At 64.7% G+C, this 13,654-nt stretch carries 15 protein-coding genes; 10 read left to right on the forward strand and 5 right to left on the reverse strand.

The window, feature by feature from the left end:
* The first annotated feature begins 20 nt into the window (after positions 1-20).
* Genes SOM61_RS03520 through SOM61_RS03545 form a run of 6 tightly spaced genes read left to right on the forward strand, consistent with a single transcriptional unit; the run spans position 21 to position 5,162 of the window.
* Positions 21-752 carry an SURF1 family protein gene (locus tag SOM61_RS03520; RefSeq protein ID WP_320472808.1) on the forward strand — a complete coding sequence of 244 codons (732 nt, stop codon included), beginning with the start codon at positions 21-23 and terminating at the stop codon, positions 750-752.
* Between the two features lie 46 nt (positions 753-798).
* Positions 799-1,356 carry an SCO family protein gene (locus tag SOM61_RS03525; protein WP_320472809.1) on the forward strand — a complete coding sequence of 186 codons (558 nt, stop codon included), beginning with the start codon at positions 799-801 and terminating at the stop codon, positions 1,354-1,356.
* A gap of 42 nt (positions 1,357-1,398) precedes the next feature.
* The gene (locus SOM61_RS03530) at positions 1,399-2,565 is read left to right on the forward strand and encodes a COX15/CtaA family protein (RefSeq protein ID WP_320472810.1); all 1,167 of its coding nucleotides are present in this window, start codon (positions 1,399-1,401) and stop codon (positions 2,563-2,565) included.
* Complete coding sequence (gene cyoE / locus SOM61_RS03535) at positions 2,562-3,458, forward strand: heme o synthase (protein WP_320472811.1); 897 nt, start codon at positions 2,562-2,564, stop codon at positions 3,456-3,458. The genes SOM61_RS03530 and cyoE overlap by 4 nt, the downstream gene beginning before the upstream one ends.
* Positions 3,459-3,471: 13 nt before the next feature.
* Positions 3,472-4,062, forward strand: a complete 591-nt coding sequence (locus SOM61_RS03540) for an SCO family protein (protein ID WP_320472812.1) — start codon at positions 3,472-3,474, stop codon at positions 4,060-4,062.
* A 29-nt stretch (positions 4,063-4,091) separates the two neighbouring features.
* A complete protein-coding gene (locus SOM61_RS03545) occupies positions 4,092-5,162 on the forward strand; it encodes an AI-2E family transporter (protein ID WP_320472813.1) in 1,071 nt (356 codons plus the stop codon).
* Between the two features lies 1 nt (position 5,163).
* Here the strand turns inward: SOM61_RS03545 and SOM61_RS03550 are convergent, their stop codons facing one another.
* The 5 genes from SOM61_RS03550 to nhaR all read right to left on the reverse strand — a co-directional run bounded on the left by SOM61_RS03550 (position 5,164) and on the right by nhaR (position 10,376).
* Entirely contained in the window at positions 5,164-5,523 is a 360-nt protein-coding gene (locus SOM61_RS03550) for a hypothetical protein (protein ID WP_320472814.1), read from the reverse strand.
* A 26-nt stretch (positions 5,524-5,549) separates the two neighbouring features.
* The gene (locus SOM61_RS03555; RefSeq protein ID WP_320472815.1) at positions 5,550-7,106 is read right to left on the reverse strand and encodes a hybrid sensor histidine kinase/response regulator; all 1,557 of its coding nucleotides are present in this window, start codon (positions 7,104-7,106) and stop codon (positions 5,550-5,552) included.
* 6 nt (positions 7,107-7,112) lie between these two features.
* Positions 7,113-7,916, reverse strand: a complete 804-nt coding sequence (locus SOM61_RS03560) for an alpha/beta fold hydrolase (protein WP_320472816.1) — start codon at positions 7,914-7,916, stop codon at positions 7,113-7,115.
* Between the two features lie 108 nt (positions 7,917-8,024).
* The gene (locus SOM61_RS03565) at positions 8,025-9,377 is read right to left on the reverse strand and encodes a hemolysin family protein (RefSeq protein ID WP_320472817.1); all 1,353 of its coding nucleotides are present in this window, start codon (positions 9,375-9,377) and stop codon (positions 8,025-8,027) included.
* Positions 9,378-9,467: 90 nt separating this feature from the next.
* Positions 9,468-10,376 (reverse strand): transcriptional activator NhaR, encoded by a 909-nt coding sequence (gene nhaR / locus SOM61_RS03570; protein ID WP_320472818.1) that lies wholly within the window; start codon positions 10,374-10,376, stop codon positions 9,468-9,470.
* A 116-nt stretch (positions 10,377-10,492) separates the two neighbouring features.
* Here nhaR and SOM61_RS03575 point away from each other — a divergent pair, with 116 nt between their 5' ends.
* The 4 genes from SOM61_RS03575 to SOM61_RS03590 all read left to right on the forward strand — a co-directional run bounded on the left by SOM61_RS03575 (position 10,493) and on the right by SOM61_RS03590 (position 13,564).
* Positions 10,493-11,542 (forward strand): DUF475 domain-containing protein, encoded by a 1,050-nt coding sequence (locus tag SOM61_RS03575; protein ID WP_147933686.1) that lies wholly within the window; start codon positions 10,493-10,495, stop codon positions 11,540-11,542.
* Positions 11,543-11,646: 104 nt separating this feature from the next.
* A complete protein-coding gene (locus SOM61_RS03580; RefSeq protein WP_320472819.1) occupies positions 11,647-12,222 on the forward strand; it encodes a TerD family protein in 576 nt (191 codons plus the stop codon).
* Positions 12,223-12,271: 49 nt separating this feature from the next.
* Positions 12,272-12,967 carry a TIGR00266 family protein gene (locus tag SOM61_RS03585; RefSeq protein WP_320472820.1) on the forward strand — a complete coding sequence of 232 codons (696 nt, stop codon included), beginning with the start codon at positions 12,272-12,274 and terminating at the stop codon, positions 12,965-12,967.
* A 12-nt stretch (positions 12,968-12,979) separates the two neighbouring features.
* A complete protein-coding gene (locus SOM61_RS03590; RefSeq protein WP_320472821.1) occupies positions 12,980-13,564 on the forward strand; it encodes a TerD family protein in 585 nt (194 codons plus the stop codon).
* Positions 13,565-13,654 lie beyond the last annotated feature (90 nt).

Consider the following 13,654-nt stretch of genomic DNA (forward strand, 5'->3'; position numbering starts at 1 on the left):
AAGGTTGAGGCTTCATTGTAATGCGGTTCGGCTTCCGTTTTCGCCCCGTGGCCTTTGCCGCGGCCCTGGTCGTGGCCATCATCGGCATCCTGCTCGGCAACTGGCAACAGGGCCGGGCCGCCTATAAAACCGAGCTGCAGGCGCGCCAGCTGGCGCGCGCCGCCGAACCGCTGCTCGAAATCACCCCTTCCACCATGCTCAGCCCGGATGACGAATTCCGGACCGTGCGCCTGCAGGGCGAGTTCGTCGCCGGCTGGCCGGTCTTCCTCGCCAATCGGCCCATGGGAAGCCAGTCCGGGTTCTATCTCGCAATGCCGTTTAAAATAGCGGGCTCAGACACGCACGTGCTGGTGTTGCGTGGCTGGTTGCCGCGGCCCGCCGGGGCCGAATATGGCAAGCTGCCCGCGTTTGCCACGCCCGCCGGCCCGCTCCTGCTCAAGGGCCGGATCGTGTCGGGCGCCGGGAAGGTGATGGACCTGGGCGAGGGGCCGCCGTTGACGCCCGGCGCCATGGTCCAGAACCTGACGCCCGAGGCGCTCGCCGCGGCCAGCGGCCTGAAGCTGCAGCCCTTCCTGGTGCAGCAGACCCAGGCCGCCGGCCGCCGCGACGCGCTCGCCCGCAACTGGCCCGCGCCCGATGCGGGCATCGACAAACATCGCGGCTACGCCTTCCAGTGGTATGCACTGGCGGCGCTGGCCCTTCTTTTTTATGTGATAACGGGATTCCGACGTGGCTCAAGAACAAATCGCTGACCCAAAACCTCCGAGCGACCCCAACGCAGCGCGCCGTCGCGGCCGCATGAAGCTGATGATCGTGCTCCTGATCTGCGCGCTGCCGATCATCGTGTCGTACATCACCTTCTATATCGTCAAGCCGGATGGCCGCACCAATTACGGCACCATCCTCGACGCGCGCGCCTTGCCGATCCCCGAGATGGCCACCACCACGCTCGACGGCAAACCGCGCACCCTGGCCGACCTGAAGGGCAAGTGGGTCATGCTGCGCGTGGGCGGTGGCGTCTGCGAAGACGAGTGCCAGCGCCAGCTGTACGCGATGCGCCAGTGGCGCACCATGCAGGGCAAGAATATGGAACGCATGGAGCGCGTCTGGCTGATCACCGATAACGAGCCGCTCGATACCGTGCTGATGCGCGAGTACGACGGCATGGAGCTGCTGCGCGCGCCCGCCGCGACGGTGGCGCAATGGCTGCCGGTCGAGTCGGGCCAAAAGATGGGCGACCACATCTACCTGATCGACCCGCTCGGCAACCTCATGATGCGCTTCCCCTACCAGCCGGAACCGGGCCGCGTGTACAAGGACATCGCCAAGCTGCTCAAGGCCTCGTCGATCGGTTGAGCCTCCAAGGTTGAGCTTCATAGTCACAGTTAAAAGAAATACATGGATCTGTCTTCACTGCTTCATCTGCTCCTGATGGGACTACTCGTCGCCAGCCTGCCGCTGGCGATCGTCTGGATGTCGACCGACCCCAATAAATACCGCAAGCTGGTGTGGGTGATGGTGTTCCTGACCTTCGACCTGATCGTGTTCGGCGGCTTCACCCGCCTGACCGACTCGGGCCTCGGTTGCCCGGACTGGCCGGGCTGCTATGGCGAAGCCAATCCCTTCCTGGCCCATGAACACATCGCCGCCGCCGAGGCCGCGATGCCGACCGGCCCGGTGACCGTCGCCAAGGCCTGGATCGAGATGATCCACCGCTACCTGGCGATGGGTATCGGCGCGCTGATCCTGGCGCTGCTTTTCACATCGGTCAAGCAATGGCGGCGCACCCACAATGAGGTCTTCAAGCCCGGCATGCCGCTGGCGCTGCTGGTGTCGGTGCTGGTGCAGGGCGCCTTCGGCGCCTGGACCGTCACCCTCAAGCTGCAGCCGGTGATCGTCACCATCCACCTGTTGCTGGGCATGATGCTGCTGGCGATGCTGGTCTGGATGGGCTGCCGCGAAGACTATCTGCTGAAACCACCGCCGCTGCTACGCAGCCAGGGCCTGGGCCTCGTGCGCCGCCTGCGCGGCCTGCGTATCCTGTCGCTGCTGGCAGCCGTCGTCCTGACGGCGCAGATCGCGCTTGGCGGGTGGGTGAGCACCAACTACGCCACCATGGCTTGCGACACCTTCCCGCTGTGCCAGGGCGCACTGGTGCCGGAACTCGACTTCGAGCACGGCTTCCACCTGTGGCGCGAGCTGGGCATGACCAAGGAAGGGCATTACCTGCCGTTCTCGGCCCTGGTGGCGATCCACTGGGTGCACCGGGCGTTCGCGCTGGCGGTGGTGCTGGTGCTGGGCCTGGCGGCCTGGCGCGCCTGGCATCTGCCGGAAGTCGGCAAGACCGCGCGCCGGCTGCTGCTGGTGATGGTCGTGCAGCTGTTCACCGGCATCGCCACCGTGTATTTCGACTTCCCGCTGGCGATCGCCGTGATGCATAACGCCGGGGCCGCCCTGCTTGTCATTCTGGTGACCATGTTAAACTACCGGGTGAAGTTCCAACTCGACGCGGCCCGCGCCACCCCGGCGCCAGAAGTTGCCGCGCCTGCTAGCGCCCCCAGATGACGATCCAGACAGCCATCCCCAAAACCTCGAGCCGGTTCTCGCAATACTGGACCCTGACCAAGCCGCGCGTGACGCAGCTGGCGGTGTTCTGCGCCGTGATCGGGATGTTCCTCGCCACCGACGGCTTCCCGGGCTGGCAGACGCTGGTCGCCGGCACGGCCGGCATCTGGCTGCTGGCTGCCGCCGCCTTCGCGGTGAATTGCCTGGTCGAGGCCGAGGTCGATGCGCGCATGGCGCGCACCGCGCGCCGCGCCACCGCATCGGGCGAACTGAGCCAGTCGCAGACGATCACCTTTTCGCTCGTGCTGGGCGGCCTGGGCATGGTCATCCTGTACGCCTTCGTCAATCCGCTGACCATGTGGCTGACCTTCGTCACCTTCGTCGGCTATGCCTTCATCTATACCCTTTTGCTCAAGCCGAACACCTCGCAGAACATCGTGATCGGCGGCCTGTCGGGCGCGATGCCGCCGGCGCTGGGCTGGGCCGCGGTGGCCAACGAAGTGCCGATGGAAGCCTGGCTGCTGGTCCTGATCATCTTCATGTGGACCCCGCCGCATTTCTGGGTGCTGGCCATGTATCGCCGCGACGACTATGCCCGCTCGGGCCTGCCGATGCTGCCGATCACCCACGGCATGAAATTCACCGGCCTGCAGGTGTGGCTGTACACGATCGGCCTGGCCGCGACCACCTTGCTCCCGTTCGCGGTCGGCATGAGCGGCCTGATCTACCTGGCGGCCGCGGTGCCGCTCAACGCCATCTTCCTGCGCCATGCGTGGCGGGTGCACCGCAACTACAGCGATATGGCGGCGCGCAAGACCTTCACCTGGTCGATCGTCTACCTGTCGCTGCTGTTCGCGGCCTTGTTGGTCGACCATTACTTCAGGTTCGGATAGGACGGGTTCAACGATGAAGAAACTCTTGGGCGTACTGGGATTCACGGCCGTCGCGCTGCTGGCAAGCGGTTGCGACAAACTCGGCGACAAGCCACCGGCCTTCCACAACACCGACGTCACCGGCGTCGACTACGCCAAGGGTTTTGCGCTCACCGACCACACCGGCAAGCCGCGCACGCTCGAAGATTACAAGGGCAAGGTGGTGGTGATCTTCTTCGGCTACACCCAGTGCCCCGACGTCTGCCCGACCACGATGGCCGAGATGGCCACGGTAATGAATGAACTGGGCCCCTCGAGCGCCGACGTGCAGGTGCTGTTCATCACCGTCGACCCCGAGCGCGACACCCAGGAACTGCTGTCGCATTACGTGCCGGCCTTCGACAAGCGCTTCGTCGGCCTGTACGGCGACGCCGCCGCGACGGCCAGGGTAGCCAAGGAATTCAAGGTGTTCTACGCCAAGGTGCCGGGCGCCGATCCCGGCACCTACACGGTGGACCACACGGCCGGCAGCTTCGTGTTCGACAAACAGGGCCGGCTGCGCCTGTTCGTGCGCCACGGGCAGGGGCCGGCACTCATCGCCCACGACCTGCGCCAACTGCTATGATGGTGTAAACACCATCGGCACAGGACGGCATGGAAGCGCGACCAGGAAGAAACTACACCCGCATCGCCATCGTCGTCCTGCTGACGCTGGGCTGTCTCTACGTCCTGCGTCCCTTCCTGCCGGCCATCCTGTTCGCCGCCGCGGTCGCCATCTCGACCTGGCCACTGTACCTGCGCCTGCTGCGCGAGCTGCGCGGCCAGCGCACGATCGCGGCGCTGACGATGACGCTTACCCTGACCCTGCTGTTCATCATCCCGCTGTCGATGGTGGCCTACAACCTGGGCGACGACGTCGCGCGCGGCTTCGGTCAATTGCGCGTCCTGGTCGAGCACCGCGAACTGGCGCCGCCGGCCTGGATCCGTGATATCCCTCTTGTCGGCGGAACGCTCGACACCTACTTGCACGACCTGATCGCCAGCCGCGAGCAGATGCTGGCGCTGGCCCAGCGCATGATCGAGCCGGCCCGTACCTGGCTGGTCAAGGGCGGCATCATGCTCGGCACCGGCGTCGTGCAAATGAGCCTGGCGGCCTTCGTCAGCTTCTTCCTGTACCGCGACGGCAATGCGCTGCTGGCCGTCATCGCGGTGACGATGCGCAAGGTGATGGGCGAGGGCGCCGAATCGATCCAGCACACGGTCAGCCAGACCGTGCGCGGCGTGATGTACGGCCTGCTGGGCACGGCGCTGGCCCAGGCGCTGGTGGCGGCGGTCGGGTTTGCGATTGCCGGCGTGCCGGCGGTGCCTCTGCTGTCGGTGCTGGTGTTCCTGACGTCCCTGATTCCGCTCGGCCCGCCGCTGGTGTGGGGCGGCGCCACGGTGTGGCTGTTCGCCCATGGTGAGACGGGTTGGGCGATCTTCATGGCGATCTGGGGCACGGTGTTGATCAGTGGCGTCGACAACGTCGTACGGCCGATGCTGATCAGCCGCGGCAGCAGCCTGCCGTTCCTGCTGACCCTGCTCGGGGTGCTGGGCGGCGTGATCGCCTTCGGCTTTGTCGGCATGTTCATCGGGCCGGTGCTGCTGGCGGTCGGCTACTCCCTGATGAGCGAGTGGACCGGGACCGAGGATCCAATCGTCAAGCACGACGAGGACATCGGCTAGCTCAGCAGCTGCCCAACTTCCACACCAGCTTGTCCCTGCCTTTTTCCAGCAGCTGCACCTCGACGCCGTTCTTGACCGAACGCGTGATCGTGACCGCGCGCCCGAAGTAGCCATACTCGGTCTTGAGCGCGTCCTTGCTCTCGGTCTGCCTGACTTCGGCGCGGTCGATCTGCAGCCGCAGGTTCTGCAGGATCTGTGCGTCCGGCCAGCGTGCCGACAGGGCGACGTGGCGGGTGAGGTCGTCTTTATTGGCTTCAGGATAACGTCGCTCGCAGGCGGCAGCGGCGCCCGCATGCATCAGCGAGGCCACGCACAACAGGCCCGCAGCCAGCCGGGGAAGCAGTGAAAACTGGATGGTCATGGATCGTGCTCGAGTTTCACAATCGCTCATCGTAACAGCAGGCGCAGCTGCTCGAAATCGATCGGCTTGGTCAAATGATGATCGAAGCCCGCGTCCAGCGCCAGCGTGCGGTCCTTGTCCTGGCCCCAGCCGGTGGCGGCAATGAGCGTCGTGTCCAGCCCGCGAGGCAGGGCGCGCAGGCGCCGCGCGAGCTCGTAGCCGTTGTAGTCGGGCAGCCCGATATCGAGCAGGGCGACGTCGGGAGCGAATTCGGCCGCGACTTCCAGCGCGGCGGCCGCGGTGTGCGCCATGCGTGTCTCGCAGCCGAATAGTTCCAGCGCCAGCGACATGGTCTCGGCGGTATCGAAGTTGTCGTCCACCACCAGCACTCGCCTGGGCGAGACCAGCGCGCTCGGGGCCGTCGTCGCTTCCGGCGCGGCGCAGCCGGCGATCAGCGGCAGGCGCAGGGTAAATTCGCTGCCCAGGCCGGACCCGGCGCTCTCGACCAGGATCGTGCCGCCATGCAGGTCGACGATGCCGCGCGCCAGCGCCAGTCCGATGCCGAGCCCGCCTCTAGCCCGGTCGAGGGCCGGTTCGAGCTGGGCGAACATATTAAAGACCGCGCCCAGCGCGTCCGGCGGAATGCCGATGCCGTTGTCGCGCACGCGCAGCTCGGCGTGGTCATCCGCGCGGGCGAGTTCGACATCGATCTGGCCACCGTCCGGCGTGTACTTGGCGGCATTGGCCAGCAGGTTGATGACCACTTGCGCCAGGCGGGTGGCGTCGCCGTCGACCACCAGCGCCGCATCCGGCACCGACAGGCGCAGGGTATGGCGGGCCGCCGCCATGGCCGGCGCCATGTCCTGGGCCGCGCCGCGCACCAGCGGCGCCAGGTCGATCGGCGTGCGCCGCAGCCGCATGCGGTTCTGGGTGATGCGCGAGACGTCCATCAGGTCGTCCACCAGCTGCGTCAGGTGGCGCAGCTGGCGGTCGAAGGCCTGCAGCAGGCGCTCGTCGGCGTTGCTGCCGTATTTGAGCTTGAAGACGTCGACCGCGCTGCGCATCGGCGCCAGCGGGTTGCGCAGCTCGTGCGACAGGGTGGCCAGGAATTCGTCCTTGCGGCGGTCGGCCGCCGTCAGTTGCAGGTTCAGCGCCTGCAGCTGCAGGTCGGTCGCGCGCTGTGCCTCGAGCGCTTCCTCGGCCACCTTGCGCGCGCCGAGCAGGGCGTGTTCGTAGGCGTGGCGCGCGCCCGACCTGAACACGGCCCAGTGGTCCAGGTGGCCGCCGTCGGCGTCGGAATGGCGCACGATATTAAGCAGCACCGGCAGGTGCCGGCCATCGACGGTGAGCAGGTCGACCTGGACTTCGTTCACCGCGCCTTCGAGCTGCAGCAGCGGCACGCAGCGGGTGTGGTGGAACAGGCGGGCGCCGACCGACAGCAGGTCGCAGAAACGCAGCTTGCCGGTCAGGGCATCGGCTTGCGCGCCGAGCCAGGCGTGGATGGTGGCGTTGGCGCGCACGATCATGCCGCCTGCATCGGTCGCCAGCAGCCCGCACGCCGCCTGCTCATAAAAGGTATCGACGGCGGGCAGGGCGGCGTTCATCGAAGGCTAGCGCAGCGTCTGCGCGAGGAAGACGTCGATCGCGCGCGAGCTGGCGTGCGGCGCGCTCATGTGCGGGCAGTGGCCGACGTTGTCGATGATGGCCAGGCTGCTGCTGGGCAGGTTACGGTGCAGCCATTCGCCGACCGTGCGCGGCGCGATCAGGTCATCGCTGCACTGCAGGATCAGGGCCGGCACGGTCGACCTGGCCACGTCGGCCCGGTGGTCGGACAGGAAGGTGACGCAGGCGAAGTGGCGCGCGATGTCGGGATCGTTGCGGCAGAAGCTGTTGGTCAGTTCCTCGCGCAGGTCGGGCCGGTTGGGGGCGCCCATGATGGCCGGGGCCAGGCTCTGCGCCCAGCCGAGGTAGTTCGCTTCCATGGTGTCGAGCAGCTCGCCGATGTCTTCGCGGCTGAAGCCGCCGACATAGTCGCCATCGTTGATGTAGCAAGGGGAGGGGCCGATCATGGCCTGGGCCGCGAAGCGTTCGGGCGCCGCGATGGTGGCCAGCATGCCGATCATGGCGCTGACCGAGTGGCCCACCAGCACGGTCGGCCCGGTGGCGAACTCGTCCACGATCTCGAGCAGGTCGTCGGCGTGGCCGTGCAGCGACGCGTATTTGGCGCGGTCGTAGGCCGCCAGGTCGGAGCCACCGCAGCCCGTCAGGTCATAGGTGATGACGCGGAACCGTTCGTGGTAGGCAGGCGCGAGAAAGCGCCACATGGTCTGGTCGCAGCCGAAACCGTGTGCAAATACCATCGTGGCCGCTCCCTGGCCGGTCACATGGACATTGTTGCGAGTCTTGATGGACATTTAATGCCTTCTAGTATTTTCACGCAGCCGTGCCTCAAAAATAACATTTTTCGTCTGCGAAGTCAGCAAAAGCGGCATGCGGTCAGGGTGAAAAAGGGTGTTAACGCCTCAGTCGCGCTCGTCGTTCTCATTTGTGCGGGTCAATTGCGGTATGACTTTGACCAGCAAGATGCGTGGCCCGTTCATTTTCCTGACCACCACGTCGAAATGCGGGAATTCGATGCGCTGGCCCTGCTTGGGGATGTCGCCCAGTTTTTCCATCAGCAGGCCGCCGACCGATTCCACGTCTTCCAGTCCCATCTGCTCGTTGTCGATGTCGATGCCAAGCAGGCGTTCGAGCGAGAAGATCGGCAGGCTGGCCTTGCCGATATAGGTACCGTCGGTCTGCTTGAGCCAGTCGTTTTCGTTCATCCGGAACTCGTCTCGGATTTCGCCCACCATCGCCCCCAGCAGATTGTCCAGGGTGACGAAGCCGACCGGACGCTTGCCTTTTTCGCCGATCAGGGCGAAGTGCGGCGCGCCGCCGCGGAAGCGCCGGAAGATGTCCTGGGCCGGGGTGCGTGCCGAGATCGACTCGACCGGACGCAGGAACTGCGTCAGGTCGGTGACCGGGCGGCCCGCCTGCAGCGCGAAATACAGGTCCTTCAGGTGGATGATGCCCAGCACCTCCTCGCCTTCTTCATCGAAATACGGGTAGCGCGAAAAGCGGTTGCGGCGCACGGTTTCCAGGTTCTCTTCCAGCGAGCGGCTGGCGTACAGGGCGCTGACCTCGTTGATCGGCCGCATCAGCTCGGACACCTGCAAGGTGCTGAAGTCGAGCGACTGGGCCAGGATGTTGCGGTCGTCCTGGGTGATCTTCTCGCCCGGCGTGGTGGTGTTGGTATTGGTGCGCAGGATGAGCTTGAGCTCGTCGAGCGAGTAATGGGTGTCGTGGCCACCGGCGCCGGCCAGGCCGGCCATGCGCAGCACGGTGTTGGCGCTGGCGTTCAGGACGTAGATCGCCGGGTACATCGCCCAGTAGAAAGCGTACAGCGGCATGGCGCACCACAGGGCCACCGATTCCGGCAGCCGGATCGCCAGCGACTTGGGCGCCAGCTCGCCGACCACGATGTGCAGGAACGAGATCACCGAGAAGGCGACGACGAAGGACACGCCGTGGATCAGTTCTTCGGAGGTCACGCCGAGGAAGGCGAACACCGGCTCGAGCAGGCTGGCAAAGGCCGGTTCGCCGACCCAGCCCAAGCCCAGCGAGGCCAGGGTGATGCCGAGCTGGCAGGCCGACAGGTAGGCGTCGAGCTGGCCGTGGACCTTGGTCAGGATGCGTCCGCGCAGGCCCGTGGTCTTGGCGATCGCGCGCACGCGGGTCTTGCGCAGCGTGACGATACTGAACTCGGCCGCCACGAAGAAGCCGTTCAGCGCCACCAGGAAGAAGGCGAGAACGAGGAATAAGATGTTTTCCATACTGGTTTTGTATTAACAAAAGGCAAAGCCAAAGGGCATTGTACAACCTGGTTCGTCTTTACTCCCCTTAGAACCTACCGGGATAGGTTCTTACTGCCCTCCCAGCGCTTCCCTGTGCACGGCGGCCAGGATGGCCTCGACCGCCGGATGCTTGATCTTGCGTTCGTTCGAGATCGCATAGAAGTGCTCGCGCACCTCGGGCACCCGGCCCACCAGCTCGGCGCCGAGCTGGATCTTGATATCGGCCACCGGCGCCGCCGGGGTGAAGAACAGGCCGAGCCCGCGCCGGCCGAAGGTGTTGAGCAGGGCGTTGTCTTCGAACTCGCCGACCACGTCGGGCCGGATCGCGTGGCGCTCGAACCAGTCGTCGATCTTGCCGCGCAGGGCATTGTTGCGGGTCGGGAGCAGGATCGGTGCGCCGTGCAGCGAGGCCGGAAAATCCTTGCGGTAGTTCCTGGCCAGGGCCGGGGCGCCGACCACGAACATCTCGTTCTCGGACAGCAGGTGGCTGAACACGCGCAGGGTGGTCCCGGTCGGCACCGCGCGGTCGGTCAGCACCACGTCCAGCTTGTGCAGGGCCAGGTCGCCCAGCAGGGCCTCGTATTCGTCTTCATGGCAGACCAGGCGCACTGGCGTGGCGAGCTGGGTCGTCACCTCGAGCAGGCGGTAGGCGGTGAACTTGGGCAGCGAATCCGAGATGCCCACCGCAAGCCGGATGCGGGCGCTGTCCGAGGCGTCCAGCGCTTCCTGCATCTGCTCTCCCAGCAGGAAGATCTGGTCGGCATAGGACAGCGCCAGGCGGCCGGCCTCGGTCAGGTTCAGGCGCCGGCCTTGCTGGGTGAACAATGCCTTGCCAAAAGCCTGCTCAAGCAAGGTAAGCTGTGTACTGACAGTCTGGATCGCCAAGCCAAGGCGCTCGGCGGCGCGCGTGATGCTGCCTTCCTTGGCAACCACCCAGAAGTAATAAAGGTGGCGGAAATTGGGTGGCGAGTGATTCATATCTTCTGTTTTTCGGAAGTAATCTTTCGATTATCTTCGCTTTTTCAATATATTGCCAGCGGCTACAATGCATCGGCCGACACCATTGGCACACAACTTATAAGAGGGAAAAACTAATGAAGTACTTTACCTGGTCGTTCATCGTGACCGCAGTCTGCCTGACACTGGCCGCCTGGTGGGGCTACGAGCATGGCGGCATGGCCGGCGCGATCACCGCGCTGGGCGTGGCCGCCATCCTGTCGGTGATGGAAGTCTCTCTGTCCTTCGACAACGCCGTGGTCAATGCCTCGGTGCTCAAGGGCTGGGACGAGTTCTGGATCAAGCTGTTCCTGGGCGTCGGCATCATCATCGCCGTGTTCGGCATGCGCCTGGTGTTCCCGCTGGTGATCGTGGCCGTGGCCGCGGATCTTGGCGCGATGGAAGTGTGGAACCTGGCGCTGTCCGATCCGAAGGCGTTCTCGACCCACCTGACCAACCACCACGCTGAAGTAGCGGCCTTCGGCGGCATGTTCCTGCTGCTGGTGTTCCTGAACTTCATGCTCGACGACGAGAAGGAAACCCACTGGCTGGGCAACTTCGAGCAAAAGATTGGCGCGCTGGGCAAGGTGTCCTCGATCGCCGTGATGATCGCGATCGCCGCGCTGCTGTTCAGCATGACCTATGTTGACGAAGCGCAGAAGATGGTGGTCCTGATCGCAGGCATGTGGGGCATCCTGGTCTATGTGGGTGTCGATATGCTCAGCAGCATGCTGGAAAAGAGCGAGTCTGACGGCGGCAGCGTCGGCGACGCGGTCAAGAAGGGCGGTATCGGCGGCTTCCTGTACCTCGAAGTGCTGGATGCCTCGTTTTCGTTCGACGGCGTGATCGGCGCCTTCGCGATCACCAGCGACGTCGTGATCATCATGCTGGGCCTGGCGATCGGCGCGATGTTCGTGCGTTCGATGACCGTGTTCCTGGTGCGCAAGGGCACGCTGGACGAATACGTCTACCTGGAGCATGGCGCGCACTACGCGATCGGCATCCTGGCCGTGATCATGCTGGCGAGCATGAAGTGGCACGTGCCAGAGCTGATCACCGGCGGCGTCGGCGTGGCCTTCATCCTGGCGTCGCTGTGGAGTTCGCTGCAGTACAAGAAAAAGCACGCGGCGCTGGAAAGCGGCGTGTGATGAATAGCCGCTCCCGCCGGGAGCGGTGCAGGATCCGCGGCGAGCGGCAGAACACCAGCTCGCTGCGTTTGCAACCGGTGTTCATTCATTAGGAGATTTTCATCATGGCAATCAGTCTGCAAAAAGGCGGTAACGTCAACCTGTCGAAAGAAGCTCCGGGCCTGACTTCGCTGAAAGTCGGCCTCGGCTGGGACACTCGCGCCACCGATGGCGCAGCCTTCGACCTCGACGGCGCCGTGTTCCTGCTGAACACGTCCGGCAAGGTGCGGTCGGACAGCGACTTCATCTTCTATAACAACCTGAAATCGGCCGACGGCTCGATCGTCCACTCGGGCGACAACACCACCGGCGCCGGCGAAGGCGACGACGAATTCGTCACCATCGACCTGGCCAAGGTGCCGGCCGACATCGACAAGGTCGTGCTGGGCGTGACCATCCACGACGCCGAAGCGCGCCGCCAGAACTTCGGCATGGTCGGCAAGGCCTTCATCCGCTGCGTCAACAACGCCAACAACCAGGAAGTCGCCCGCTACGACCTGTCGGAAGACAGCTCGACCGAAGCGGCGATGATCTTCGGCGAGATCTACCGCAACGGCGCCGACTGGAAGTTCCGCGCCATCGGCCAGGGCTTCAACGGCGGCCTGGGGCCACTCGCCCGTAACTACGGCGTGAACGTTTAAGGTAATGTAGGGGCGGTCCGTTGGGGACCGCCTCATGAAAGGGAGCCAAATGCCAGTATTTACCGTGACCGGGGACGTCGATCCCTTCCTGCATGTGTCGATGAAACAGGGCGAGACCATCTATTGCGAATCCGACGCGATGGTGATGATGGAATCGACCCTCGATCTCAAGGGCAAGATGAAGGGTGGACTCGGTAGCGCGTTGATGCGCACCTTCGCCAACGGCGAGTCGTTCTTCCAGCAGCACATCGAAGCGACCCGCGGCGGTGGCGACTGCCTGCTGTCGCCGACCCTGCCGGGCGCGATGCAGGTGGTCGACGTCGGTCCGAACAACTACATCATCAGCGATGGCGCCTTTGTCGCCGCCACCTCGGGTGTGGAGTTGAAGGTGCGCACGCAGAGCCTGGGCAATGCCCTGTTCGCGCAGAGCGGCGGCTTCTTCGTCACCGAGACGGGCGGCCAGGGCCAGGTGGTGGTGTCGGGCTTCGGTTCCATGTCGAGCCTCGACGTCGAACCGGGCAAGGACGCGATCATCGACAACTCGCACGTGGTGTGCTGGGACAGCACCCTGCGCTACGAGATCTCGATCACGACCGGCACCAGCGGCGGCTTCCTGGGTAACCTGATCAACAGCCAGACCAGCGGCGAGGGCATGGTCCTGCGCTTCTCGGGTCGTGGCAAGGTCTATGTCTGTTCGCGTAACCGCACCGCATTCAAAGCCTGGATGCAGGCGCCCGCAAAATAAGGAGCTAAAACAATGTCAGTCAATCTGCAAAAGGGACAGAAGATTTCCCTGGACAAGGAAGGCGGCGGTGGACTCTCCCGCGTCACGATGGGTCTCGGCTGGGATGCGATCAAGTCGAAGGGCTTCTTCGGCTTCGGCGGCGGCAAGTCCGAAGCCGTCGACCTGGACGCCTCGGTGGTGATGTTCGATGAATCGAACAATGCGATCGATACGGTCTGGTTCCGCCAGCTCAAGAGCCGTGACGGCAGCATCGTCCACACGGGCGACAACCGCACCGGCGCCGGCGATGGCGACGACGAGCAGATCAGCGTCGACCTGAGCGCCGTGCCGACGAACGTCAAGGCACTGGTGTTCACGGTGAACAGCTTCACCGGCCAGAATTTCTCGACCGTCGAGAACGCCTACTGCCGCCTGATCAATGCAGCGAACCAGCAAGAGGTGGCGCGCTTCAACCTGTCGGTGACCGGCTCGCACTCGGCCCAGATCATGGCCAAGCTGTACCGCCATGGCGGCGAGTGGAAGATGCATGCGATCGGCGAGAACGGCAATGGCCGTACCTTCGACGATCTGATGCCGCAGATTACCGTGCATCTGTAATCGGTAGCGTTGAATGGACGAAGACCGGAGCCGAGGCTCCGGTTTTTTTTCGTCCCTGGTTTTCGCGGACGGCAGCACGCACCCACCGTG

The sequence above is a fragment of the Massilia sp. CFBP9012 genome (assembly GCF_034045115.1).
Taxonomy (GTDB): Bacteria; Pseudomonadota; Gammaproteobacteria; order Burkholderiales; family Burkholderiaceae_D; genus Telluria.